Source organism: Niallia sp. Man26 (genome assembly GCF_022049065.2).
Taxonomy (GTDB): domain Bacteria; phylum Bacillota; class Bacilli; order Bacillales; family Cytobacillaceae; genus Niallia.
The window spans coordinates 700,753-725,671 of sequence record NZ_CP095743.1 but is presented as its reverse complement, the minus strand read 5'-3'; the positions used below and the strand labels follow the sequence as shown (position 1 = coordinate 725,671).

Annotated in this window: 24 protein-coding genes; 14 read left to right on the top strand and 10 right to left on the bottom strand. The window is 38.8% G+C overall.

From position 1 onward, the window contains the following. Window positions 1–131: 131 nt before the first annotated feature. Window positions 132–998 carry a Cof-type HAD-IIB family hydrolase gene (locus L8T27_RS03705; protein WP_237940770.1) on the bottom strand — a complete coding sequence of 289 codons (867 nt, stop codon included), beginning with the start codon at window positions 996–998 and terminating at the stop codon, window positions 132–134. Window positions 999–1,209: 211 nt separating this feature from the next. Between L8T27_RS03705 and L8T27_RS03700 the strand changes: the two genes are divergently transcribed. Further along, window positions 1,210–1,407 (top strand): alpha/beta-type small acid-soluble spore protein, encoded by a 198-nt coding sequence (locus L8T27_RS03700; protein ID WP_233317315.1) that lies wholly within the window; start codon window positions 1,210–1,212, stop codon window positions 1,405–1,407. An 84-nt stretch (window positions 1,408–1,491) separates the two neighbouring features. Here the strand turns inward: L8T27_RS03700 and L8T27_RS03695 are convergent, their stop codons facing one another. Then, window positions 1,492–1,845 (bottom strand): YlbF/YmcA family competence regulator, encoded by a 354-nt coding sequence (locus L8T27_RS03695; protein ID WP_233317316.1) that lies wholly within the window; start codon window positions 1,843–1,845, stop codon window positions 1,492–1,494. A gap of 284 nt (window positions 1,846–2,129) precedes the next feature. Here L8T27_RS03695 and L8T27_RS03690 point away from each other — a divergent pair, with 284 nt between their 5' ends. The 8 genes from L8T27_RS03690 (at window position 2,130) to L8T27_RS03655 (ending at window position 10,436) form a co-directional block, all read left to right on the top strand. Then, window positions 2,130–3,530: a YheC/YheD family endospore coat-associated protein gene (locus L8T27_RS03690; protein ID WP_233317317.1), complete on the top strand. Its 1,401-nt coding sequence runs from the start codon at window positions 2,130–2,132 to the stop codon at window positions 3,528–3,530. Beyond that, window positions 3,523–4,617 carry a YheC/YheD family endospore coat-associated protein gene (locus tag L8T27_RS03685; RefSeq protein WP_237940766.1) on the top strand — a complete coding sequence of 365 codons (1,095 nt, stop codon included), beginning with the start codon at window positions 3,523–3,525 and terminating at the stop codon, window positions 4,615–4,617. Before L8T27_RS03690 ends, L8T27_RS03685 begins: the two co-directional genes overlap by 8 nt. After that, a complete protein-coding gene (locus L8T27_RS03680; protein WP_233317319.1) occupies window positions 4,595–5,959 on the top strand; it encodes a YheC/YheD family endospore coat-associated protein in 1,365 nt (454 codons plus the stop codon). The genes L8T27_RS03685 and L8T27_RS03680 overlap by 23 nt, the downstream gene beginning before the upstream one ends. Beyond that, on the top strand, window positions 5,956–7,140 hold the full coding sequence (locus L8T27_RS03675; RefSeq protein WP_237940764.1) for a YheC/YheD family endospore coat-associated protein: 1,185 nt from the start codon (window positions 5,956–5,958) through the stop codon (window positions 7,138–7,140). Before L8T27_RS03680 ends, L8T27_RS03675 begins: the two co-directional genes overlap by 4 nt. A gap of 42 nt (window positions 7,141–7,182) precedes the next feature. Further along, window positions 7,183–7,353, top strand: coding sequence for a hypothetical protein (locus L8T27_RS03670; RefSeq protein ID WP_233317321.1), 171 nt, complete (start codon window positions 7,183–7,185; stop codon window positions 7,351–7,353). A gap of 175 nt (window positions 7,354–7,528) precedes the next feature. Next, on the top strand, window positions 7,529–8,428 hold the full coding sequence (locus L8T27_RS03665; protein WP_237940762.1) for a PucR family transcriptional regulator: 900 nt from the start codon (window positions 7,529–7,531) through the stop codon (window positions 8,426–8,428). A gap of 122 nt (window positions 8,429–8,550) precedes the next feature. Continuing rightward, window positions 8,551–9,177: a metal-dependent hydrolase gene (locus tag L8T27_RS03660; RefSeq protein WP_233317323.1), complete on the top strand. Its 627-nt coding sequence runs from the start codon at window positions 8,551–8,553 to the stop codon at window positions 9,175–9,177. Between the two features lie 161 nt (window positions 9,178–9,338). Next, window positions 9,339–10,436: an ABC transporter ATP-binding protein gene (locus L8T27_RS03655; protein ID WP_233317324.1), complete on the top strand. Its 1,098-nt coding sequence runs from the start codon at window positions 9,339–9,341 to the stop codon at window positions 10,434–10,436. 38 nt (window positions 10,437–10,474) lie between these two features. Here L8T27_RS03655 and L8T27_RS03650 read toward each other — a convergent pair whose 3' ends face one another. Beyond that, on the bottom strand, window positions 10,475–10,714 hold the full coding sequence (locus tag L8T27_RS03650; RefSeq protein ID WP_233317325.1) for a hypothetical protein: 240 nt from the start codon (window positions 10,712–10,714) through the stop codon (window positions 10,475–10,477). Between the two features lie 274 nt (window positions 10,715–10,988). Between L8T27_RS03650 and L8T27_RS03645 the strand changes: the two genes are divergently transcribed. Beyond that, window positions 10,989–11,192: an alpha/beta-type small acid-soluble spore protein gene (locus tag L8T27_RS03645; protein ID WP_233317326.1), complete on the top strand. Its 204-nt coding sequence runs from the start codon at window positions 10,989–10,991 to the stop codon at window positions 11,190–11,192. A 61-nt stretch (window positions 11,193–11,253) separates the two neighbouring features. On the opposite strand, the gene L8T27_RS03640 is transcribed toward L8T27_RS03645, so the two are convergent. The 3 genes from L8T27_RS03640 to L8T27_RS03630 all read right to left on the bottom strand — a co-directional run bounded on the left by L8T27_RS03640 (window position 11,254) and on the right by L8T27_RS03630 (window position 16,722). Beyond that, window positions 11,254–13,254 (bottom strand): ABC transporter ATP-binding protein, encoded by a 2,001-nt coding sequence (locus L8T27_RS03640; RefSeq protein ID WP_233317327.1) that lies wholly within the window; start codon window positions 13,252–13,254, stop codon window positions 11,254–11,256. Beyond that, window positions 13,251–15,017, bottom strand: a complete 1,767-nt coding sequence (locus L8T27_RS03635; protein WP_237940761.1) for an ABC transporter ATP-binding protein — start codon at window positions 15,015–15,017, stop codon at window positions 13,251–13,253. The genes L8T27_RS03640 and L8T27_RS03635 overlap by 4 nt, the downstream gene beginning before the upstream one ends. Window positions 15,018–15,435: 418 nt before the next feature. Next, window positions 15,436–16,722 (bottom strand): MFS transporter, encoded by a 1,287-nt coding sequence (locus L8T27_RS03630; protein ID WP_237940759.1) that lies wholly within the window; start codon window positions 16,720–16,722, stop codon window positions 15,436–15,438. Between the two features lie 236 nt (window positions 16,723–16,958). Here L8T27_RS03630 and L8T27_RS03625 point away from each other — a divergent pair, with 236 nt between their 5' ends. After that, the gene (locus L8T27_RS03625; protein WP_233317330.1) at window positions 16,959–17,261 is read left to right on the top strand and encodes a hypothetical protein; all 303 of its coding nucleotides are present in this window, start codon (window positions 16,959–16,961) and stop codon (window positions 17,259–17,261) included. A 51-nt stretch (window positions 17,262–17,312) separates the two neighbouring features. On the opposite strand, the gene L8T27_RS03620 is transcribed toward L8T27_RS03625, so the two are convergent. Then, a complete protein-coding gene (locus L8T27_RS03620; protein WP_233317331.1) occupies window positions 17,313–17,768 on the bottom strand; it encodes a helix-turn-helix transcriptional regulator in 456 nt (151 codons plus the stop codon). Window positions 17,769–17,927: 159 nt separating this feature from the next. Then, on the bottom strand, window positions 17,928–19,196 hold the full coding sequence (locus L8T27_RS03615; protein ID WP_233317332.1) for a methyl-accepting chemotaxis protein: 1,269 nt from the start codon (window positions 19,194–19,196) through the stop codon (window positions 17,928–17,930). Between the two features lie 260 nt (window positions 19,197–19,456). Here L8T27_RS03615 and L8T27_RS03610 point away from each other — a divergent pair, with 260 nt between their 5' ends. From L8T27_RS03610 to L8T27_RS03600, 3 genes are all read left to right on the top strand, one after another. Further along, window positions 19,457–20,014: a GNAT family N-acetyltransferase gene (locus L8T27_RS03610; protein ID WP_233317394.1), complete on the top strand. Its 558-nt coding sequence runs from the start codon at window positions 19,457–19,459 to the stop codon at window positions 20,012–20,014. Between the two features lie 178 nt (window positions 20,015–20,192). Further along, on the top strand, window positions 20,193–21,491 hold the full coding sequence (locus L8T27_RS03605) for a hemolysin family protein (RefSeq protein WP_237942237.1): 1,299 nt from the start codon (window positions 20,193–20,195) through the stop codon (window positions 21,489–21,491). 441 nt (window positions 21,492–21,932) lie between these two features. Further along, a complete protein-coding gene (locus L8T27_RS03600; protein WP_248574470.1) occupies window positions 21,933–23,309 on the top strand; it encodes a hemolysin family protein in 1,377 nt (458 codons plus the stop codon). A gap of 38 nt (window positions 23,310–23,347) precedes the next feature. Here the strand turns inward: L8T27_RS03600 and L8T27_RS03595 are convergent, their stop codons facing one another. Next, window positions 23,348–24,049 (bottom strand): response regulator transcription factor, encoded by a 702-nt coding sequence (locus L8T27_RS03595; RefSeq protein WP_233317335.1) that lies wholly within the window; start codon window positions 24,047–24,049, stop codon window positions 23,348–23,350. A 159-nt stretch (window positions 24,050–24,208) separates the two neighbouring features. After that, entirely contained in the window at window positions 24,209–24,835 is a 627-nt protein-coding gene (locus L8T27_RS03590) for a nitroreductase family protein (RefSeq protein WP_233317336.1), read from the bottom strand. Between the last annotated feature and the right edge of the window lie 84 nt (window positions 24,836–24,919).

Genomic DNA, 24,919 nt, shown 5'->3' with positions numbered 1-24,919 from the left:
TAGCTTCTAAAATTCCATTATACTTCAGTCTACAAAAAGTGACCAGCCAGGTCAAAATATTGGCTAGAAAAACAAAAAATTCCTTACGCTCTAAGGAATTTTTTGGTTTATTAAGATGAGTATAATAATTGCTATTTAATAATGTTCATTTTGCGCAGAAACTCAATAGGCTGCTGTTTACGAAAATGCTCCTTTACCATGTAAGCAACTCCGTCCTGGTTATTGGATCTTGTCACCCAATCGGCTGCAAATTTCAGCTCACTTGGCGCATTTCCCATAGCTACTCCAAGGCCGGCTGCTTCTATCATATCTTTATCATCAAGACTGTCGCCAATTACTACTACTTCCCTTCTGTTAATACCGAGATGCTCTGCCAAGTACAGCAGCCCGTTGAGCTTATTAACACCTTCAGGCAGCACTTCTAAGCGAAGGTCATTCATTTGGACAATATTGATTTCATCAAACATCTTGTCTAAAACCTCTTTAGCATCTAAACAATCTTTCTTGTCTTCGAAATACACCTCAATTTTCGGAGCGCTGACAGGTTCTTCCAGCAAAACTTCACTAAGAACTTCTACAAATTGATGGGAATAAAACACAGGATCGCCAGAGTTAAACACTGTTTTAGCAAGCATATTATGGTTAAGCCTAGACTTATTCGCTAAAGAAAATTTCTCATGCACGATTCTAATCTGACAAATAAACCCTTCTAGGAAACGGACAATTTCATATGTAAGTTCATCAGTCAGCCTGTTTACGTACAATGTTTGCTCGGCATTGTCTGAAATAAGTGCACCTTGATGTGTCACAATATAATTATTCAGCTTTAATGCTTTGGCAACCTTTCTTGCGGAAGGCAAACTTCTTGATGTGACTAATGTTACATATATTCCTTTTTGCTGAACGTATTCAATTGCATCCTTCGTGGATTTGCTCAGACGTCCATTTGATTGGATAAGAGTCCCATCAATATTTAAAGCTAATAAGCGATAAATCATCTTGTTCCCCCATTTCAGGTTGTTTTGTCTTTATAAACATGTATGAAAAAACCACCTGTATTAGAACCGGCTTTCACGAATTATCCGTTTTAACCAATGCAATCTATGCTTGTTGCTGGAAACATTTACAGACTCGTAAACTGCATAGATATCTCTGTCTGTTACAAACTATTGACTGTAACACCGACAATCACTAAAGGAGGAAACAACAATGTCAAACAATTCAAATCAACTACTAGTACCTGGAGTCTCTCAAGCATTAGATCAAATGAAATATGAAATTGCGACTGAGTTTGGAGTAAACCTTGGTGCTGAAACAACTGCTCGTGCCAACGGTTCTGTTGGTGGAGAAATCACGAAGCGTTTAGTGCAAATGGCTCAGCAGCAGCTGTCTGGTACTCAGTTTTAATGTAAGCTAGTTTAAATAAGCAACATTATAATATGGAAAAAGTGCCCAAAGCATAGCTTTGGGCACTTATGTATTTCTGCTATTTTATTGCTGCGGAGCTCCATAAAGCTCTTCAAGTGGCTTCATAATAATTTGGTTAAGCTCAGTAATAGCAATGCTCATACGCTGTTCTGCGTCCATCAGTTTGGAGATAGACTCATGCTGCTGAACCAATGCCACTGTCTTTTGGGCTTGTTCCACTTCTTCCTGTGTAATTTCAATCCCTGACATTTGTTTTTGCTGCAGCTGCATTTGAATGTTGCGGAAGTTTTCAAACATGGCCTTTGCAGATGGGTCAGCATTAACCAAGTCATACATTTTTTTTAAGTTTGTATATTCATCACTTTGACGAATAGCTTTTTCTAGTTCATAAGCAGAATCATGAAGGTTTACTGCCATTATTAACAACTCCTTTTTAACAATTGTCTCCACTATATCAAACTATGCTTCATATTGCCAATAAGACCCTTTATTTCATTTAAGACTGGACAAGTGTTCGCTGTTAAGACCGGACAATTATATAAATTCACATGCAATTCAACAATGCACACAAAAAGTCTGCAGTACCCTTCATCCCTTTAGATACATGCACAAATCATTCCATTTAACATACGATACCATATCAGCTTTAGCCTATAAGAAAAATTAAACTAAAAAATTCACCTTACAAATGAGGAATTGCGATGAAACTAAATTTGCTTCCCCTGTATATGAAAGAAAATTCCTCCTTCCCAGCAAACAAGGAGACGGTACTACGTTTGAGCCACTCCTTAGTTCATCATTGGGAAATAGATCGCAATAATCCTGTTCTGCTTAACTTAGGTAGCACGGCAGTTCCTGTCCTAGTTGAACCTGTACATGAGGATAAGCAAGCGATATTTTTCTGTGACAGCTTGCTTCAGTCATTAGCAGTGCCAAATCAAGATTTAACACTGCTCAGTCATTTCAATAAACAGAGCCAGACATTAACACTTGGGCCGGTAATAGCCATTTTGACAGATGCTCCTGCACATGATTCTGCGGAAGATGGACCTTCTTTCCGTTCCATTCATCAGTTTTGCGAGGAATTTCAGCAAGAGCTGTCACGCCTTGGCGGAATTCTTTATGTATGCAGCCTTTATGATTGGAAAGAAGGATATGTCGAAGGCTATTCTTACCAGCAGGACAGCTGGAAAAAGACGGCCCTGCCATATCCCAATGTTGTTTATAATCGCATTCATATACGTAAGGCAGAAGCATCAACGCAATTTAACGACCTAAAAAAGGATTTGCAAAAACGAAATATTCCTATCTTTAATGCACAATTCTTTTCTAAATATGATACCTCCTTAATCTTAAACAAACTTCCTGCATTAAAAAAATATATTCCAGAAACGAACCTGCTCTCTAAAGAGGTACTGGAAGCAATGTTAAATCTATTCAGCACTTTATATGTAAAGCCGATTCATGGCAGTCAAGGCCGGCAAATTATCCAGATACGCCGCGAGGAACATGCATGGAAAACGAGCGTTTCTTCTGGTAAAGAAAAAGGAAAAATCCGCTTCTTTTCTTCATTTAATAAATTATGGAGATGGCTTTCTCAATTGACTAAAAAACGCGCTTATATTTGTCAGGAAGGCATTAACTTTCAACAATATCATAATCGTTCCCTTGATTTTAGAATTCTCTGCCATAAGGATATACGGCACCAATGGAAGATAACCTCTATTGTCGCCAGATGTGCCCAGCCAGAAGCATTTGTCGCTAATTTGTATCAAGGTGCAGAAATGATCTCATCAAAATCTGTGCTTCAAGCATTAGTTGGTGAAGCTTCTGCTAAGCAGGTGGAGCAACAGTTTAAAGAGATATCTCTTCAGACAGCTGAGGCCCTGTCGTCGCAAATGACCGGAGACTTAGGCGAGCTCGGAATTGATATGGGCATTGACATACATGGCGGGCTTTGGATTATCGAGGTCAATTCTAAACCGTCTAAAAATCTTGATTCGGCAACAAATAAAGGAAGGCCTTCTACAAAGGCATTACTGGAATATTGTTTGAGCCTTTCTTTTCCACATATAAAAAAAGGAGAACAACAAGATGTCTAGTTTTGGAATCATGTCACTCTCATTAGAAAATGAAAAAAGCTATATCACGGAAATTGCTAAACTGGGAAAATCGCTGGCCTTTGATGTTTATCATTTCGTACCTTCAAGCTACAATCCTCTCACAGAAAAGGTATCTGGCAAGATTTTCGATAGTGAGCAGAACTGCTGGCTCACACAAGACTTTCCCGTCCCTTCCTTTTTATATGACCGCTGCTATTACCAAGAAAATTCTCATTCTAGACAATGCAAAAACATCGTTGAGTGGCTGAAACAGAAAAAGGATATTGTCTTTATTGGCAATGGGCTCCCAAACAAACTGAAGCTGTATGATGTATTGAAAGCTTCTAAGCTGGCCCCTTATATTCCTAAGTCAAAACAAGTAATTTCAGCTGATGAAGTATTAGAAGATTTGCGATTTGTTAATCCGATTATCTTAAAACCAATTAACGGCTCACAGGGAAACGGCATTTATTTTATTAAAGAACAACATAAGCGCATTTTTGTCAGAACAGATAAAAAAGAGCGACATGTGGAACATATCTTTAAAGATAAAGAAAAATTCTCACGCTGGCTGACTACTCTGCTTCAGAAAAATGATTATTTTAGCCAAAGCTATTTACCTTTATGCAATCAGGATAAACAGCCGTTTGATATTAGAGCACTGCTGCAAAAAAATGGGCAAAACAAATGGGAAATCATTGAAAAGGGGATAAGACTTGGCGCCAAAGACAGAATCATCTCCAATCTTAGTGCAGGAGCAGAAGTAATTCCTTTTAAACAATGGCTTGATACAGCTCCCTATAAAATGAAGAGTTTTATTGAGAATGAAATAAACGACATTCTTTCTAGCCTCCCACCTATATTAGAACAATCCTTTCCTGCCCTCTTCGAGTTAGGAGTTGATATAGGTATTACCGAAAATGGCTCGTTATGGATACTCGACGTCAACAGCAAGCCTGGCAGAAAAGTCATTCTCCTGGCATACCCAGACTTGAGTGAAAGGCTGTATAAAGCACCGCTAGCCTATGCAGCCATGCTGCGAGATGGACAGAGGAGGAACAGCAATGAAAAAACTTTACTCTATTGAAGTGATAAATGATTGCACTAATACAATCTACCTTCCTGCAGATGCATCAATACCAAGTAATCTTAAGCGGGCTGCCTTCGGAACAATGAAGGTAGAAGCTTTCATTGCTGTCCAAAAATTCGGAGGCAATGTAATTAGAATAAGTGAAGATTTAATACAAGCCTTAAAGATACCGCCAACTCTTCCTATCTTACATGTTTTTTACGATAAAGATGTCTTGTATATCGGTCCGCTTGTTGGAATATTCACCTCTGGCTTCAGCTCAGTCGAGGTCAAACCAATCGGTGAACGCACTATTATCTTTTCAAAGCTGTTAGCTGTCCAAAACACAGCAGGTGTCACCGCCTTTTTATTTGGAGCCCAGCATATTGATTGGGATAAAGGCACAATTAACGGACTGTTTTATCATGATGGCTGGAAACGGTTTGAAGTTCCGTTTCCAGATGTTATTTATGATCGTATCCCTAATCGCCGTACAGAGAGTTTGCCAAAAATAAAGAAGGTAAAGTACCGTCTTCAACAGGAATATATGATTCCGTGGTATAATCCAGGCTTCTTTAACAAGCTTGATATATATGAACGTCTGCTTCAAGAAAACAGCATTGCCGATTTTTTGCCTGAAACGCTTCCCTTCACTTCTTTTTCTGTCGTAGAACGAATGCTGAGCAACTATGGGCATATTTACATTAAACCGAAGAATGGCAGCCTGGGAAAAGGAATCTATCAAGTCATCTATAATAAGAAAGACGAAAACTACTATACACGTTTTAAAGAACCGAGCGGAGAAAAACGACTGCTTAAATTCGATACATTAGAAAAGCTGATACAGCATATTACAGCAAAAACAAATATTAATAATCTTCTCGTCCAACAAGGCATTCATCTTATGCGCTCAGAGAAAAAACCGATTGATTTCCGAGTTCATACTAATAAGAATAAACAAGGTAAATGGGAAGTCACCGCAATTGCCGCCAAAATTGCCGGTGCAGGCAGTGCAACTACACATATGAATAGCGGCGGTATTGTTAAATCGATTGACGAGCTCTTAGATGTTGACAAGGATAAGGAACAGCTTAAAGAGAAGCTTATCAATTCTGCATTAAGAATATCTAAGACACTTGAGAAGTACACGGAGGGAACAATCGGAGAGATTGGCTTTGATATCGGAGTAGACCGTAAAGGAAGAGTTTGGCTTTTTGAAGCAAATTCTAAGCCTGGAAGAAGCATCTTTAAACACAGTTCACTTAAAAAAGACGACTTACTGACAAGAAGAATGTCGCTAGAATATGCCATCTACTTGTATGAGCAGAGCATTAAAAAGCCTGAGGATATATTTAAATGAATATTTACTATGATGGCAATGCAAAGAGTTGGCATTTTAATCAGCCTGGATTAACCTTCGGAAGCAATCAGCTTCCGTTGCTGCCTTTATTCCCTTTCCTTAAAGAGTTCCAGCCATTTAAAATGATCTACAAGGCAAACAATGCAGGCCCCATTGTCGGCATACTGACTTCCTACAATTCCAAAAACAAGCTAATCGGCAACCGGTCTTTATTTGAAAAGCTGCAAAGAGAACTAGATTCTTTTGGGGGAATGATTGTCGTCTTTCCTCCTGAAAGACTGACAAACACTAAAATTGACGGTTTTACGTATGTCACAGCTAAAGATAAATGGCTTCCTATAACAACCCCTCTTCCCCATGTTATATATAATCGTGTGCCTTTCCGCAAAACAGAGGATGGCGATCATTTCGCAGCAGCTATTTCTATCATCAAAAGCTTTGACATACCATTTTTCAATCCGCATTTCATTCATAAATTTGCATTATATCAAGCATTAAAGCAACAGGAAATATTAGCAAAGTTTCTCCCTGAAACCGCACTGCTTCAATCTGAACAAGAACTGATTGATTTCCTCCAAAGACATGGTTCCATTTATGTTAAATCTGCTTCAGGCTCTAAAGGCAAGGATTTATACAGGCTAACTAGAAATCCTGATAATTCCTTCCTCCTCGGAGACATTCAAGGGACAAGAAGCTTTCATACATTACAGGAAATTATCGAGGATTATTTACCACAATGGACTTCTAAGGAATATATTGTTCAGGAAGAAATAGATGTGGATGTTTTCGATGGACAACGCTTTGATTTTCGAATACTGGCTACTTATCTCGACGGTAATTACCGCTTAACGGGAGTTGGTATAAGACAGTCCTCCCTTCAAGATGTCACAACACATGTGCCTGCAGGTGGAAAAATCATTCCATATGAAGCTGTGCGAACAAAAAAACATGATCACTTTATTAAGCTTGCTATTGAACATTGCGGAGCATTATTATCAAGCCAGCATGGATTTTTCGGAGAATTTTCCATTGACGCTTGTGTGGATAAACAAGGCAATTATTATATTTTTGAAGTAAACTCTAAACCGATGTTATTTGATGAGCCAGAAATTGAAACGAACCGTTGCAGACAGCTAGCCCAGCTTTTTTATGAGCTTGCTGGCTTTAAACAGCAAGAATGAAATACACCTTCCTGACACATTCTAACGGCAGGAGGGATATTTATGGGAAATAAAAACGATGACCTGCAATATGAAGGTAAAAAAGAAGCTTATTTAGACATCGACAGAATGATAAACGAAGGGATGTCTGGCGGAAAAGTCTTTCGTCACGATACTAGCACAAATATTGAAGAAGCAAGGGAACTTGGAGAAGAAGCTCCCCCTAATAAATGAGCTTTCATTCGACACAGTCATTATTAGACTGTGTTTTTTTGATTGCCGTTTTTCTGTAACTATAATAAGATAATGGTAACGATTACACTTTACACAGCCCAGTTTTTAGGTAAAAAGAAGCAATCGTACTTGCTTACTTTTTCAAACGCTTTCATCTCTAAATGGAGGAATGACGATGAAACAAAAATTATTAACCTATTTTCCAGGTGCGGTAGAGCAGTCTGCACCTCCTTCTCAACCACAGCTAATTGACTACCATTGGTTTCACATTGAAGGGGAAAATGGGTGGTTTGGCTTTCAAAAAAATGAGATGAACGATTCTCAACTTGATTTATTAAAAACGCTTTTTCAGCATTATTTACCGGAAAACAACAAGGAAAATACAGAGGACTTTAAATGGAGCCAATTCTTATTTTTCGGCGGTAACATGCCAGAAAAAGTATGTAAAAATTTCCGGGTTATACAATTTCAAATAAATAACACTCCTATTGATAAAGAAGCTGTAGAAACTGTATTCAAAGGATTTATTCACAGCAGCAGCATCATTATTTGGAATGGTGCTAATAGAGGAAGTATTTTAGAGCGAGACGGGCACTTTCTTGAGGATGAGGAATATTCCTCTTTTGCTGAAGCCCTGCAGTCCGATTTTTATTTTACGATAACCTTTTATATTGGAAAAATCCTGCCCTTCATAATGGAAAGTCCTACCGTCTTTACTCAGGAACGGGATTTTTTCACAGCCGGCTTATCTGTGATTTCTTCTGAAAGAGTATTATCCTTTGAAACAATCCTTCCTCATCTATTAATAAGCAGGCTTGATCAGCATGAGCTGGAGCCATTTAAAAACTGGTTCTCTATCTTAGGGGAAGATAAGGAATTGCTGTTAACAATTAAAACATTCATTGAAAACAACGGACATAATACAAATACAGCAAAAAAACTATTTATCCACCGCAATACATTGCAATACAGATTAGACAAATTCACTGAAAAAACCGGATTGCCTTTAAAAAATTATCATAACTTCTTTACCGCCTATTTAGCCTGCCTATATTTCAGCCAAAAAAAGGCTTAGAAGAAACAAATCTTTCACAAGAACGTATGTTTCCATTTATTAACTGGTAAACTCTTTTTTCTTGGCATATAATAGAGCACTAGAATGCTAGTTTATATGCTAGAAAGAAATGAGGATTATAGTTGAAAGGTACAGCACATTCTTGTATTGGCGCAGGGGTTGGATTCGCAGCGGCGAATTATTTTGATGCCTCCCCTTCCACTACATTGCTTTTAGTCGGGATTGGCGGTATTTCGGCACTGATGCCTGATATGGACATTGACGGCAAGCTAAGCAACAAAATTACGATTTCCCATAAGGTGTTTCGATCCATTGCCCAAGCAGTTGGAGCATTGATGATTTTATACAGTATTTATGCCGGAAGCGCGTCAGAGCTGTTATTCAGCATTGGTGCAGGGATTGCCATCATACTCGTTTCTAGTTTAATTAAGCAGCGGCATATGTTAACAATCACTGGCGCTGGTGTTTTGTTTGGCGGGGTTTCCCTTCAGGAATACTGGCTTATCCTTTTGGCTGTCTTTATATTGATTGCTTCATTCGTACCGCATAGAAGCTATACACATTCCATCATTGGAACCGTTTATTTTGCCTACATATCGTTTCATTTTGCACAATCTCTGCAAATTGATGGTGTGTTTTGGACATGTGTATTAGCTTATATCAGCCATCTTGTAGCAGATATGTCGATTTTCCCATTTAACAGAAGAGGAGTTAAATTATTTCTTCCCTTCTCATCGAAGGAATTTTGACAAGGAGAGGACAAACAGTTCCTCTCTTTTTTTATAAAAAGAAAGCGCTTTAGTGCAACTTGCTCAAAACAACACTGGTTTTTTTCATGCAAACCGCCAATTTGAAAACGTTCTCAAACATGTTACATTATATATATCAAATCGCAGGGGGTATGAAAAAGATGGCAGAGTTAGTCTTAAAAAATATCTATAAAATTTATGATGAAAAAGTAGAAGCGGTTCGCGACTTTAATTTACATATTGAAGATAAGGAATTTATCGTATTTGTTGGGCCTTCAGGCTGTGGTAAATCTACGACATTGCGTATGATTGCAGGCTTGGAGGATATCTCAAAAGGAGATTTCTTTATTGATGAACAGCGTGTTAACGATGTTGCTCCAAAAGACCGCGATATTGCCATGGTATTCCAAAACTATGCCTTGTATCCACATATGACTGTTTATGATAATATGGCATTCGGATTAAAGCTAAGAAAATTTCCAAAAGCAGAAATTGAACAACGTGTGAATAATGCTGCAAAAATTCTTGGCTTGGAGCAGTACCTGAAAAGAAAACCAAAAGCATTATCAGGCGGTCAGCGCCAAAGGGTAGCCCTTGGCCGTGCCATTGTCCGTGATGCAAAAGTGTTCTTGATGGATGAGCCTCTTTCCAACCTTGATGCAAAACTTCGTGTACAGATGCGTGCTGAAATTTCCAAGCTGCATCAACGACTGCAAACTACTACTATTTATGTTACGCATGACCAGACAGAAGCGATGACAATGGCTTCAAGACTTGTTGTTATGAAGGACGGCGTTATCCAACAGGTTGGTGCTCCGAAAGAAGTTTATGAAAAACCTGAAAATGTTTTCGTTGGCGGATTTATCGGATCTCCAGCAATGAACTTTTTTACTGGAAAAATCGTGGACAATAAATTAGTCATTGGCGATGCATCCTTTGTCATCCCTGAAGGCAAATTGAAAATCCTTCGTGAGCAAAACTATATCGGCAAAGAAGTAATCTTCGGCATCAGACCAGAAGATATTCACGATGAGCTATTATTCTTGAGCAGCTCTGAAAATACAAGCTTTGATGCAAGAGTTGACGTATTTGAATTGACTGGTGCGGAAAGCTTAGTATACTCAACGCTTGCTGGGAAAGAGTTCGTTGCTCGCCTTGATTCAAGAGCTAACTTGGCAGCAGGAGTTACTGTTCAACTAGGCTTTGATATGAACAAAGGCCACTTCTTTGACAAAGACTCAGAAAACCGTATCCGCTAATATCAAAGATTAGGAAGGGGAATTCCCCTTCCTTTTTTCTATTCCTGAATAAAAACTAAATCCTCACGTTCACATGACGGGCATAGGACAAGATGGGGACATAAATGCTGTTCCAAATCGGGATAGCCGTTCTCCAGCTTCATTTGGTCAATTGGCATATACGCACTATAGTCATCATAATAATCCATAATTCTTCCCTTGTCCTCTACCTGCTGTCCGCAATCGGCACAGACTTTGTTCAGTTGTTCAAAGCCATTGCATAAAGGGCAAATATTCATTCCTTCACCTCATTAAAACCTTTCATATTTCCGTTTATTTTTTGTTGGTCAAGAAGAAACTATTCTTTAGGAATTATTTTAAACAAGCAGAAAAATTGGAATAAATTTCATCTAAAAACAAATGCATAGAAACACAGCCACAGACCATAATAAGATTACAAGCAGCGACAAAGCATTGGGCCATACCAAGCGGTAGTAAGATTCTCTTACTTGCTGGTGCAAATCCAGCTGGTCCAACCAAAAAAAAACTAATTTACAAGGAGCTGGAAACACAATGGCAAACAACAATTCATCTAACAACCTTTTAGTACCAGGAGTATCTGAAGCTCTAGATCAAATGAAATACGAAATCGCATCAGAGTTCGGTGTTAACTTAGGTGCAGAAACTACTTCTCGTGCTAACGGATCAGTTGGTGGAGAAATCACTAAACGCTTAGTTCAAATGGCTGAACGTCAACTTGGCGGTTCTCAATTCTAATTTGCACAACTTAATATAAAATGGCCAAAGCCCCCATTTTTTAAAATGGGGGCTTACCTAATTAACCTGCTTTCGTACCTTGCTGGAGTTGGTACATTTGATAATATCTTCCTTTTAGGTTCATTAATTCTTCGTGATTCCCTTTTTCAACTATTTCCCCATGATCTAGGACAATAATTTGATCCGCATTACGGATAGTCGAAAGGCGATGTGCAATGATAAAGGTGGTTCTGCCTTTTTTGAGCACTTCCATCGCGTGCTGAATAATTTGTTCTGTTTCTGTATCAATACTGCTGGTTGCCTCATCCAATATGAGTATCGCCGGATTAAAGGCAAGAGCCCGGGCAAAGGAGATAAGCTGACGCTGTCCGCTTGACAATGTGCTTCCCTTTTCAATAACAGGCTCGTCGTATCCATTTTCAAGATTTTTCAGAACCCTGTCTGCACCGACATCCTTTAATGCTTTCTCAACCATTTCTCTCGTGATGGCAGGATTATTTAATGTCACATTGGAGGCAATCGTTCCTTTAAACAAAAATGGATCTTGCAGTACGATTCCCATATGCTTCCTTAAATCTTGCCGCGGCATTTTGGAGATATCCTTGCCGTCTATTGTTATCGTTCCTGATTGAATATCATAAAATCGAAACAATAAGTTCATGATAGAGCTTTTACCTGAACCGGTATGACCGACAAGCGCAACAGTGTCTCCATGCTTTGCTTCAAAGGAAATGTCTTTTAAAACATACTCTTCTTTCTTGTATGCAAAGTTAACATGATCAAACTTAACATTGCCTTTGTACCTCTCCGTGCTAGGCTCTGCCACATCAATGCCATCTTCACGAAGCAGTTCAAATACTCTGTCCCCGGCAACAAGTGCTTGCTCAAGATTTGCCAGTTGATTGACAATTCCCTGCACAGGCTGGAACAAGCGGTTAATGTAATCAACAAATGCATAAAGAACACCTAATGATATCGCAGAAGACACGCTTAATGTCTGACCTGCAACAAACCAGATAAATGCTACGAAGATTAGGTTTCTCAATACTGCTACAAGATTATGGGAAGTCAAGCTGTTTAAATTCAGCATCTTGTTCTGGTAACGGAAATGTTCTTCATTCAACGTCTCAAACTCACCCATTGTGTGCTTTTCTTTACCAAAAGCCTGAATAATGTTCATCCCCTGAATCGATTCATTTACCATACCGTTAATGTCGCTTATTCTTGCTCTTATCACATGATTATATTTAGCCGCAAAGCGTCTGTATCCAATCATCCATACATAAAGGATCGGCAATAGGATGAGGCAGATTGCCGCAAGCGTAGGATTAAGAATAAATAAGGCAACATAAATGCCAATAATATAAATTCCGCTTGAGAAAAAGTTGGAAAGAACGGTCACATACAGCTCTCTTATTGCTTCTGTATCATTTGTAACCCTTGCTACAACCTTGCCTGCAGGCAAATTATCAAAGTACCTAATTGGCAGGCGCTGGATTTGCGCAAACACATCTTCCCGCATTTTTTGAATAATTCTGTTTGCAGATTTCTGCAGAAATAAATGCTGTCCATACTGAAACACAGAAGCAACGATAACAAGCCCGAAATAAAAGGCAAGCAGCTTAATAATCGATGGAACTTCCGGTTTGTAAAAGGCAAAAACCTGTTCAACTCTGAGACGGTCAGCCTCGTACTTGGCCACTTCATTTCCTGATGAGATAGTCAAGATTCCATCGGCATAGCTTCTCTCTCCGTCAAAGGAAATTTCCTCCTCTATAAACAAAAAATCCTTTCCGGCCTGCAATACTCTTGCATCAGCATCATCGGCTGCCTGTGGTTTCTCTTTCGTATAATATTTGCCTTTATACTGCACGGCCCCTTCACCTGAAGACGTTTCATACCAGCTGTTTTCGATTCCCATAATATGATCATCAATTATTTTTTTTGCGATAAAAGGTCCTGCTAAATCTGCTATAACTGCAATTGTCAGCATAATTAAGGCAAAGATAATTATTTTTTTAAACTGTAAGGCATACTGCACTAATCTTTTGCCAGTACTCATGCTTGCACCTCCTGTCCTGCAGACTGTGCGGTTTTTGTTTGCTGGACTTCAAACTGTTCTTTGTACCAGCCATTTTTTTGCATAAGCTGTTCGTGTGAGCCGCGCTCGACGATTTTTCCATCCTCAAGGACAATAATCTGATCAGCATGCTGAACGGCTGTCATGCGATGGGTGGTAATAATTGTTGTTTTTCCTGCACGTTCTTTTTTGATGTTTTGGATAATATTCTGCTCTGTTTTCGCATCGACTGCTGACAACGAATCATCCAAAATAAGAATCCTAGGATTTCTAATTAACGCCCGCGCAATGGATATTCGCTGCTTTTGACCGCCTGATAATGCAACACCCTTCTCTCCTACAAGCGTTTCCAATCCTTCAGGAAGCATTTCAATATCCTGCTGAAACGATGCCAACTGAATCGCATCTTTTAGCTGACTTTCCGATGCGTTTTCCTTGTTGCCAAACAGAATATTTTCTCTCACTGTTTTTGAAAATAAGACGTGATCTTGTGGCACATATCCAATCCAGCCGCGAAGTTTATCCAAGCTGATATCATCAATGCTTATTCCATTGACAGAAAGCTCCCCTTTTCCTTTTGGATACTCTCTGAGCAGCTGCTTAATAAGCGTTGTCTTTCCGCTTCCCGTTTTCCCAACAACACCAATTGTTTCTCCCCTTGTGATTTTCAAATCGATATCATCGAGATTTTTCACAGCCGAAGATGGGTATTGAAATTGGACAGAATCAAACACGATCGTATCAGGAACAGCTACTGCTTTACTGTCACCATGGTTTAAGACATCAGGCTTATAATCTAATGTTTCCTGCACCCGGTCTAATGAAGCATTTCCCCGTTGCATAACATTCATCAGCTCACCGATTGCAAACATCGGCCACACAATCATACCGAGGTAAACATTAAAGCTCACAAGCTGCCCAATCGTTATTTGCTGCTGAAAGACGAGATAAGATCCATAGCCTAAACCGATAATATAGCTTAGCCCTACAAGAATACGGATTGTCGGTTCGAACAGTGAATCCACTTTCGCAACTCGAATGTTTTTATTGTAAACATCCTCTGTCATGTGGTGAAATTCTTTTTCGTCATCCTTTTCTAATACATATGCCCGAATAACTCGGACCCCAGCAATGGATTGCAGCACGCGGTCATTTAAATCACCAAAAGCATCCTGAGCCTCCATAAATCGTTTATGAATTCTATCTCCATATATTTGCATCATAATTGCCATAATCGGCAGTGGCAAAATGGCAGCAAGTGTGAGCTTCCAGCTTACTAAAAGACACATTGTGATAAGAATTGTAATCATAAACGCTGTTGAATCAATGAGTGTCAATATACCAAATCCTGCTGTAATGCTGATTGCCTTCAAGTCATTTGTCGCTCTTGCCATTAAATCGCCTGTACGGTTCTTCTCAAAAAATGTCGGAGTCATCTTCAATAAATGTCCCATGAAGTTGCTCCGCAGCTTCCGCTCAAGCACTATAGCCCCTCCAAACAGCTTATACATCCAAAAATAAGTTATCACATAAGAGCTGATTGTAATTGCCGCAATACCCAGCAAATACTGGGCTGTCTTTGCTTTTGTCAGAGTCCCGACATTTATTTCATCAATAAACATCCCGAGCAATTGCGGCGGTAAAATATCAATTACACCAACAATGATTAACAGGACAATAGCAACCGTATATCTTTTCCAATGTTCTTTAAAAAACCACTTCAATTTTAATAATATGGAAAACATGCTGTTCTCTCCTCTTCTAAGCTAACTTTACTAGCCGCTTTCTATATCCTTTCTATTTGCTCCATGACTTCTGTTCATTACAATCATTAACATCTTCCTCCTTAAATTTTTAAGTATCTATAGAAAAGAGGTTTTCCTCTATTTCTCGCCACGAAAAAAGAGACAGACCCGCTACATGCGTTTCTGTCTCTTTTTGATGCTCATAAAACGGCCGTAACAGCCACAAAATGGCAATTATGGTTAATGCATCAATTATTTAACAGAAGCGAAGGCCACTGACATATGAAATTTATTACGATTTAGATTGATTTTGTTTCTCATGTCAGTCGCCTCCCTTCATTTCATTAATTTTCCAATATAATATAATAGAAGATTAACATGCTCCTATACTAAAGTCAATTGCCAATATTTCGACAAATTACCCTTCATGGGCAGGCACAACCGCTTCCCTCTTTGCAGTTTCTCCCGAGGTTTTCGCAAGCTTTGGGAGCACTAGACTGTAATAGATGCCAACGACAATAAAGCAGGCTCCCACTAACCAGAATATAGCTTCAATAGAAATTACACCAGGAAAGCCGATCGTAATAACACCTAATGTAATCGACTGTGCAAGCATCATAAGCGGGTTTATCCAGCCCTGTACTCTGCCCATCATTTCAGGCGCAATAATGGTAGGCATCCACCCTCCGATTGCAATATTAATCAGTGGCAATGCTAAAGCAATAAAGAAATAGAACACCATAAATACTGCTGTGGTAGCGGCGAAAGATGCTGCGATAGTAAATATCGCTACAAACAGTACACCAGTAATGATGAGCTTATGAAGCTTGACCTTTTGAGCAAGCAATGATGCTGCCAGACTTCCAATCAAGATGCCGCTGCCAAAGACAATTCCTAAATATATCGACATTTCCTCATAGTTTAATGGAGAAAGCTTATATTTTAAAATGAACACCTGCATTACACTAAAACCGCCATTAACAACTCCAAATGCAATAAACCCGTAAATAAGCGCAAGCAGCAGCTTGTTATTTAGAATGTACGTAAAACCTCGTTTAAAATCCTGCCAGACAATCTTTAAGTTTAAATCCTGAATGCGGTGCTCTCCATTTGGCATTCTAATATTTTCACTAAGAGGCGTCAGCTTGATAAGCAGGCTGCCAATTAACAGAGCTCCTGCATCTATCAGTATTGCTCCATATATCCCTAATGTCCAATAAACAAAGATTCCTAAAGCATTGCCAAAGAGCATGAAAATACTGTTCACGAATTGATTAAGCCCTGCTGCTATTGTATATTCATCCTTCTTTAAAATCCCCTGCATAAGCCCTTGCTCAGCCGGAAAAAAGAACTTAAGAACAGCGCTTCTCAGGAACAGAATAAAAAAGATGAGCGGCATCCATCCGATGGCAACTGCCACAAGCAGGCATAGTGAAGAAAAAGCTGCTACCCAATTGCATGTATAAGCAATTTTTTGTCTGTCCAGCCTGTCTGCAGCTACACCGACAAACAAAAACACAGCCAGTGTAGGCACAGAATACATCAGCTCTGTTACAGATGCATATGCAGGCTGGCTCGTAAACCGGTCCAGAATATAGTACATAAACGCAGTCAGCCCAACTAAACCGCCTAATTGCGAAGTAATGTTGGCCATAAATAACTTCCTGAAATCCTTATTGCTGAATACCTCTGAAAATTGCTTCACTTTGCATCCCTCATCTTCTTATGTGATAAGGTCCATTTTACCTTTTTCTGGTAGTTTCGATAATAGCCAGTAGATGGTTTTGATTTCAGCCTTAAGTCGGAGTTCGTTTAGTATTTAAGTCGTGTTTTCACATCTGAACGTTTAATTCGAGCAGATGCGGGTACTTGTTGTTACATAACAAAAAAATAATGGACGATACTTCAAATATAAAATTCTAAAAAAAAGGAGCAAGGATAATGGAGACATTTTTGAAAAAGGTTACACTTCATGAAAATATGACGGTGAAAGATATTTTATCTTTCTACGAGGCAACAAAGAAATTTAATGTGAAATGTCAGCTGCTCTGCAAAAAACACGTCGTGGAGACGACCAGCCTTCCAAAGCTTGTTTCTTTTTTCTTAACGGCAGGCGCAAGACAAGATATCCAAATTAAGCTGGAGGGAACTCAAGCAAACACCTTTTGGAAGAGCCTGCTTTCCAATGGTGAAAATCCCTTCGTAAAGTCATATAACAGAAACAATCTAACAGAAGAATATTAAAAGAACAAAAAGCTTGAAATGATTGATCATTTCAAGCTTTTTGTTGGCAAATTATTGTGCTGTCGATAATTCTTGAAATCTTTCCATTGATTCCTTTTCATCAAAGCTTGAAAAGATGCGAAAATGATCTTCATCAATAATTCTGTAATGCTGGCTAATGATGTTTTGCTGAAAAATAAAGCCGTTTTTCCGGTCGACTTCACGCCACCATACTTTGCCTCCGAGCGTCTTTTCTTTCCGATAATCCATGCCGTCGCGCGCAACTGTCTCTAGCACTTCCAATGGCTCATTCCCAAAAAGGAAACGCACTGTTTCTGTTTCCCTAAAAAGCGCACACACAGCAACAACAGTCGACCAGCCTGCATATAGTCGTCCTTTTTCAATCTGAACTAATGTCTTTTTAGACAAGCCAATAACCTCTGCCATCTTATCCTGGGTATAACCTGCTTCCGTTCGTATTAACCGCATTTTTTCCGATACATTAAAAATAATCTCTTCTCTTGTCAAAATGCATTCATTCCCTTATTAGTTATGTGTAATTTTACACCGATATCTATATTATAAGCTTATATAAGTCAAATTTCAATTTTTAGCCTAATCATTTATAAACCTTGCTTGACTAACCTAGAATAGGCCTGCTGCACATTTTGCAGCAGGCCAGTATATTTAATGCTGTTTGTAATTTTTTAAGATATCCTTCAGCTGCTCGCCGCGACTGATCATTGCTTCTGCTGCCTTTGTCACATTACTGATTGCAGCAATTTGTTCATCTGTTGATGAGGATACCTCTTCAACTGCAGCTGCTGCACTTTCAGAAACAGCAGATATTGCAGTAACAGATTCTAAAATATGATTATTTTGATCTACCACGGATGCAAGCTCATTTCCCAGATCCTTAACAGCATGGATTGTTTCATTAACAGCAGCCGATATGTTTGTGAATTCATTTTCTGTCCCATTGACGGCATTATTCAGCTCTTCTGATTGAGAGGTTGTTTCAAATAATGCTTGAACCGTTTTTTCAGTTTCCTTTTCTATCGCTTGAATCATTTCCTGAATTTGCTTTGTCGCCAGATTCGTTCCTTCTGCCAGCTTTCTTACTTCACTGGCAACAACAGAGAATCCTTTGCCATGCTCTCCGGCACGAGCCGCTTCAATGCTGGCATTTAATGCAAGCAGATTTGTCTGTTCGGATATCTGGTCAATTGTGACCGTGATTTTTGAAATATCAAGGATTTTTGTATAAAGGCTTGAAATTCCGACACTTACCTCATCTGTCGCTTTCTTTGCCAATTCATTTGATTTTTTCAGTTGGTTTATCATTTCTTGCCCTTTTTTAGTTGCCGTTTCTGAGCTATGAGCGGCATTATCAATTTGGTCATTCTTTTCATTCATTTTGTTAATAGAATTATTCAGTCTGCCCATTTCCTTATTTACATCCTCTAATGCTGCAGCCTGTTCTCCTGCACCATGGGCGATTTCTCCCATCGCTCTGCCTATCTCCTCTGAGCTTGCAGATGTTTGCTCAGCAACAGCTGATAGTTCAGCAGATGATTCTAAAATTAAATTACTAATATTGCTGCTTTCATTCAGTAAATATTCAAGCTGATCTTTTAAATTCTCCATCGCATTGCAAAGTATCCCTACCTCATCCTTTGATGAATGAGCTTGCATATTGATATTCATATTGCCCTCAGACAGCCTCATGAAGGATTCGCTTACATTTGCTAATACAACAAACTTCCTTCTCCAGACTATGTAGAATACAGCAGAAAGTACGACAGCAAGAATTAATGCAACAGCTCCAATCAAGAGAACAGACTGTTCAAACCCGCTGTTTAACAAATATACTGCCGTTCCACTTGCAGCTGCACCAACTAGGACAGCTAGGAATACAAGTGCCACCATTTTAGCTAATAAACTTTTCTTTTTCACAACAATCTATCTCCCTTCACAGCAAACTAGTTCGCTTTATAAAAGCGCTAACAACATAGGATAAAATAACTACTCATTTACTATGTCTATCGGCGTATATAGGAGAATATTAAGCTATTTTTTATATTTTTTTCAATATTCCTTTTCTAGTCAAAACGCCTATTCTCGTTGGAATTTAAAGCATTTCTGATAACAAGAAACGTTAGTTTGGCATAAGCTAAAGGGAATTAATTATCATTCATAGAAGGGAATGATTCTATATATTTCATTTAGCTGTCGATCATGAAATCCACATCCGCATGCTTCATATGCAGGATAGCAATGAGCTCTTTCAGCTTGTTGACCAGAATCGTGCCTATTTAAAGGAATGGCTTCCTTGGATTGATCATATTATCTCTCCTTATCAATACCAGTCGATCATTCCTGACTGGCATAAACAGCTTGCAGATAACAATGGCTTCCAGGCCGGAATTTTTTACAGAGACAAACTTATCGGTATGATATCTCTTCAGCAGCTGGACTGGATGAGCCGCCAAGCAAGCATCGGCTATTATTTAGGAGAAGCTGTCCAAGGAAAAGGAATCATGACTAAATGTGTCGTTGCTGTTTTAAATCACGCTTTTTATTATTTAAACCTCAACAGAATTGAAATACGCTGTGGAGTTAACAATTTCAAAAGTCAAGCAATACCTGAGAAACTTCACTTCAAAAAGGAAGGTATCCTTAGGGACGGAGAATGGCTTTATGATCATTACCATGATTTATATTTGTACAGCATGCTAGAGCGAGATTGGACAGCATTAAATCGCCGTACCTAATCCCCTCCTTTTCCCCTTTTGAATTCTTCTAAAAATACTAAAATGTTTAAAATTATTGGAAATGCGCTATTTAAAAAATAATGCTATTTAAATTCTTACTAAGAATTCTGCATTTAGTGCAGACTAACAATTAGTTTAGGAGTAGCAGCAAAGACAATAACGAATGGTGTTGAGCGCAGTGATTATTTCCAATCTTCTTCTCATACTTGTACTAATAGCCTTTTCTGCCTTTTTTGTTGCAATCGAATTTGCCATGGTCAGAGTGCGACCAAGCCGGTTGAATTCTTTGGAGGCAGCTGGACATAAGAACGTAGCTTCTGCCAAAACAATCACGACCCATTTGGATAGCTACCTATCTGCTTGCCAGCTCGGAATCACCATAACCTCATTGGGTTTAGGCTGGCTCGGTGAACCGACTGTGCTGAAAATTATGGCGCCGGTTGTAGCAAAATTACAGCTGCCAGATTCTGCAGCACATATTATTTCCTTTGTGCTGGCGTTTTCTGTTGTCACTTATATTAATGTTGTCATTGGGGAGCTCTTTCCTAAATCTATCGCTATCCGTTATGCGGAAAGAGTCACCTTGTCTTTATCGAAACCTCTCATTTTGTTTTATAAAATCACCTTCCCTTTTATATGGGTATTGAATCATGCAGCTAGACTAGTAGCCCGCTTATATGGGGTCAAAAGCACTGATACGAATGACAACGCACTGTCAGAAGAAGAGCTTCAGCTTATTTTGAAGGAAAGCTATCAAAATGGAGAAATAAACAGGACGGAATATCGTTATGTCCAACGAATCTTTGAGTTTGATAACAGACTTGCTCATGAAGTGATGGTGCCGCGAACAGAAATGGTAGCATTATCAGAGGACATGCCATTAAATGAGGCCATTACAGCAATCAGCTCTAATCGCTACACAAGATTTCCGATTATGAAAGACGGGAATAAGGATATGATTGTCGGCTTTATCCATGCAAAACAAATATTGACTGATTGTATTAGAGACAGCTGCATGGATAATTCTCCATTAAAAACGTATATTCAACCGATTATTCATGTGATGGAAACAATACCAATCCAACTGCTCTTAATAAGAATGCAGAAGGAACGGACTTCCATTGCCATTCTTCATGATGAGTTTGGCGGGACAGCAGGGCTTGTTACTGTCGAAGATATTTTAGAAGAAATAGTCGGAGATATTATGGACGAATTCGATGTAGACGAAAAGCCTTCCATCGAGAAAATCGGCGAAAACCATTATCGAATGGATTCTAAACTTCATATAAATGATGTGAGCCAACTTCTCTCCATTTCCATTGAAAATGACGAAATGCACACGATTGGCGGCTGGCTGTTTTCTGTCAGCTCTGAGTTAAGTTTAGGAGATTCTATTGAATATGAAGGCTATATATTCAAAGTAGCCGAAGTACAAAACGATCACATTTCTTCTATAGAAGTGGTAAAGGCAAAATAACTACATAAGAGTGCGGTCAAAGCTTAAAGACCGCACTAAATATTGAGCAAAAAGACAAACAATGCTTAAACATATTTTTTTCTCTTTCACATAAAATGATAAATAAGAGCTTTAGCCATCATTCAATAAACTGAAAATTGAAAAATTGCATCGTTTGACTGCGCAGTTTGGCTTAAAGTATAATTATTATTATATCTAACGGAAAGATTGAGGTGGTACGATGGGATCGTAAATCTAAAAAGAACTTCTGATTCTTTTCCTAAAATGATTGATCATATCCTAGAACCTACAATCAGCTTCATACAAACTAAGACTAGATCACATTCATTTTAAAAAAGGATCCAGAAATATAGACATGTCAATTAGCCATTTGAAAATTTAATATCATGTATTAATCAGGAGGTGACTCCTTACTCGCCTATTGCGGGATAAGGAAACTTATTGGACATATTTAACTTGGTTATTATAGCCATTTTGATTGCTTTTACTGCATTTTTTGTAGCTTCAGAGTTTGCTATTATCAGAGTGCGCAGTTCTAAAATTGACCAGTTAATGGAGGAAGGCAACAAAAATGCCATTGCCGCAAAAAAAATCATCACAAACCTTGATGAATATTTATCGGCATGTCAATTGGGTATCACCATTACAGCACTTGGCATCGGGTGGCTTGGTGAGGAAACAATTCATGACATTCTGTTACCTTTATTCCATTTTATTCACATTCCGGAAGCAGCTGTGACAATCTTGTCCTTTTCCATATCATTTGCCATTATTACGTTTCTTCATGTAGTAGTGGGAGAATTGGCTCCAAAAACATTCGCTATTCATAAAGCAGAATTAATTACCTTAATGGCAGCAAGACCATTGATTGCTTTTTATAAGGTGCTGTACCCATTCATTTGGGTCTTAAACGGATCTGCAAGAATCATTACTCGCATGTTTGGATTAAAGCCTGTTTCTGAAAATGATTTAGCCCATTCGGAGGAAGAACTTCGCATTATTGTCTCTGAAAGTTTTAAAAGCGGCGAAATAAACCAATCAGAGTTTAAGTATGTAAACAAGATTTTCGATTTTGATGATCGCATCGCAAAGGAAATTATGGTTCCGCGTACAGAGATCATCTCATTGGAACAAGAAAGCAACCTTGATGACCTAATGGACGTCATTCAAGGTGAACAGTTTACAAGATACCCTATTACAGATGGTGACAAGGATCATATTGTCGGCATGATTAACGTCAAGGAAATTATGACCGCATTGATTCGTTCAAAAGATTTAAGCGCGAAAAAGCTAGATTCCTATATTCGTCCAGTTATCCGAGTCATTGAAACCGTTCCAATCCATGATTTGCTCGTTAAAATGCAGAAGGAACGAATTCATATGGCGATATTAATGGACGAATACGGCGGAACCTCAGGTTTAGTAACAGTTGAGGACATCATTGAAGAGATTGTCGGTGATATTCGCGATGAATTTGATATGGATGAGATTCCAAGCATTCAAAAGGTGAAGGAAAACCACTTTATCCTCGATGCAAAGCTGTTGATAACACAAGTCAACTCCCTGCTGTCCATTGAGATGGATGATGAGGATATTGATACATTAGGTGGCTGGATTTTGACTTCTGATTATGATGCAACAGAAGGAGATATCCTGACATTCGATTCCTACAGCTTTAAAATAATTGAAATGGAAGACCACCATATTAAATATGTGGAAGTAATGAAGATGCGCGAGCTTGAGGAGCTTCCTGAAAGCTCCAGCCAAAGGCAGATAGCTCAGCCAGCTGTTTCCCCATCAGAAGCAGAAATCGTATAAAAAGAGGAGGGACAAATCCCTCCTCTTTTATTTTTCTTTTATTCTCCATTGCCGGCACTTTCGTCAAACTTATATCCTACTCCCCAGATTGTATGAATAAACGGCTGTTCTTTTGTGCCAATCTTATTGCGGAGCCTTTTAATATGAACATCCACTGTTCTTTCATCTCCATAGAACTGATAACCCCATACTCTGTCAAGCAGCTGCTCTCGAGTGAACACCTGTTTCGGATTGCTTATCAAATAATAAAGCAGATCAAATTCCTTCGGAGTCAAGTTGGAAAGTGTCTTGCCATTATAGATTACTTCTCTCGTTTCTTTGCTGATTTTAAAATGTTCGCTTGTCAGGAAATTAGAATCCACTTTGCTGACAGCATCCTTCTGATAACGGCGGGTAACAGCTTTAATTCTCGCCATCAGTGTCAATGGGCTGAATGGTTTCGTCACATAATCATCTGCACCCATCTCCAGTCCGAGCACCTGATCTGACTCACTGTCTTTTGCAGTCAGCATGATAATTGGAACAGAGCTGACCTCTCTTATTTTCCTGCAGATTGTCACGCCCTCCATTCCAGGCAGCATCCAGTCGACAATGATGATATCCCACTCCTGATTTTCCATAAAATAATCTAGCGCTTCTTTACCATTATGTATAAATACGCCTTCATAGTTTTCCTTTAGAAAAAACATCTCCAGCATGGAGCATACACTTTCATTATCCTCTATAACAAGTATTTTCATATCCATTCATCCTCACAGGCATTAACATGCGATTTAATTATCACTATTATAGCAAAAAAAGCATTTAAGCATTACTTCTGATGCAAAAAATCGTTATGTATAGCCTCATAAAAGAATGGGCATATAGACAAAAAACCGGACATCTGTCCGGTTTTTTCCTTAAATCCAAGTAGTTGTTTTTTCTAATGGCAAGCGGTCTGTTTCTCTACCAGGAGCAGCTGCCTTTCCGACTGTGATAAGCATTATCGGCAAATAGCGCTCAGAGATTTGGAACTCTTCCACAAACTTCCCGCGGTTGAAACCGCCGATAGCACATGTATCCAGTCCTTTGCCTTTTGCTGCAATCATTAACTGCATAGCAGCCAAGGAAGCATTAGAGTTAGCTGCATCTCTAGGATATACGTCGTTAGAGTATGCTCCTTTAATCTGGCCTTTAATAACATCAGCAAGCTCTTCTTTTATTCTGCCTTTTTCCATATCTTTCCCGAATACTTCTTCTGCGTTTTTATCTGCTTCTAAATCACCTAGCACAGCGATAACACAAGATGACTGTGTTATCTGTTGTTGGTTGAAAGCAATCGGAAGAAGTTTTTCTTGTGCTTCATTTCCATGAAAAACAACAAAATGCCAATGCTGCAGATTCCAAGCAGACGGCGCTCTACCTGCTAACTCAAGAAGCTCTTCAATTTCTTCCTTTGATAATTGATAGCTCTCGTCGTAAACTTTCACGGCTCTGCGTGCTTTTAATATATCCATAAACTGTTCACTGCTAATTTCTGTAGTCATTGGTACCCTCCATTTTACTTACTTTTTGTAACTAACTAATGAAATAATAACCTTGAAAAGTTTTTTCGTCAAGAATATGATAAT

Bases quoted from the DNA above. Each gene is read 5' to 3' on its own strand.
- L8T27_RS03645 (WP_233317326.1), top strand. From the start codon at position 10,989: ATGGCAAACAACAATTCATCTAACAACCTTTTAGTACCAGGAGTATCT.
- L8T27_RS03685 (WP_237940766.1), top strand. From the start codon at position 3,523: ATGTCTAGTTTTGGAATCATGTCACTCTCATTAGAAAATGAAAAAAGC.
- L8T27_RS03635 (WP_237940761.1), bottom strand. From the start codon at position 15,017: ATGTTTTCCATATTATTAAAATTGAAGTGGTTTTTTAAAGAACATTGG.
- L8T27_RS03625 (WP_233317330.1), top strand. From the start codon at position 16,959: ATGGAGACATTTTTGAAAAAGGTTACACTTCATGAAAATATGACGGTG.
- L8T27_RS03655 (WP_233317324.1), top strand. From the start codon at position 9,339: ATGGCAGAGTTAGTCTTAAAAAATATCTATAAAATTTATGATGAAAAA.
- L8T27_RS03705 (WP_237940770.1), bottom strand. From the start codon at position 998: ATGATTTATCGCTTATTAGCTTTAAATATTGATGGGACTCTTATCCAA.
- L8T27_RS03695 (WP_233317316.1), bottom strand. From the start codon at position 1,845: ATGGCAGTAAACCTTCATGATTCTGCTTATGAACTAGAAAAAGCTATT.
- L8T27_RS03595 (WP_233317335.1), bottom strand. From the start codon at position 24,049: ATGAAAATACTTGTTATAGAGGATAATGAAAGTGTATGCTCCATGCTG.
- L8T27_RS03675 (WP_237940764.1), top strand. From the start codon at position 5,956: ATGAATATTTACTATGATGGCAATGCAAAGAGTTGGCATTTTAATCAG.
- L8T27_RS03680 (WP_233317319.1), top strand. From the start codon at position 4,595: ATGAAAAAACTTTACTCTATTGAAGTGATAAATGATTGCACTAATACA.
- L8T27_RS03590 (WP_233317336.1), bottom strand. From the start codon at position 24,835: ATGACTACAGAAATTAGCAGTGAACAGTTTATGGATATATTAAAAGCA.
- L8T27_RS03670 (WP_233317321.1), top strand. From the start codon at position 7,183: ATGGGAAATAAAAACGATGACCTGCAATATGAAGGTAAAAAAGAAGCT.
- L8T27_RS03640 (WP_233317327.1), bottom strand. From the start codon at position 13,254: ATGAGTACTGGCAAAAGATTAGTGCAGTATGCCTTACAGTTTAAAAAA.
- L8T27_RS03690 (WP_233317317.1), top strand. From the start codon at position 2,130: ATGAAACTAAATTTGCTTCCCCTGTATATGAAAGAAAATTCCTCCTTC.
- L8T27_RS03650 (WP_233317325.1), bottom strand. From the start codon at position 10,714: ATGAATATTTGCCCTTTATGCAATGGCTTTGAACAACTGAACAAAGTC.
- L8T27_RS03665 (WP_237940762.1), top strand. From the start codon at position 7,529: ATGAAACAAAAATTATTAACCTATTTTCCAGGTGCGGTAGAGCAGTCT.
- L8T27_RS03700 (WP_233317315.1), top strand. From the start codon at position 1,210: ATGTCAAACAATTCAAATCAACTACTAGTACCTGGAGTCTCTCAAGCA.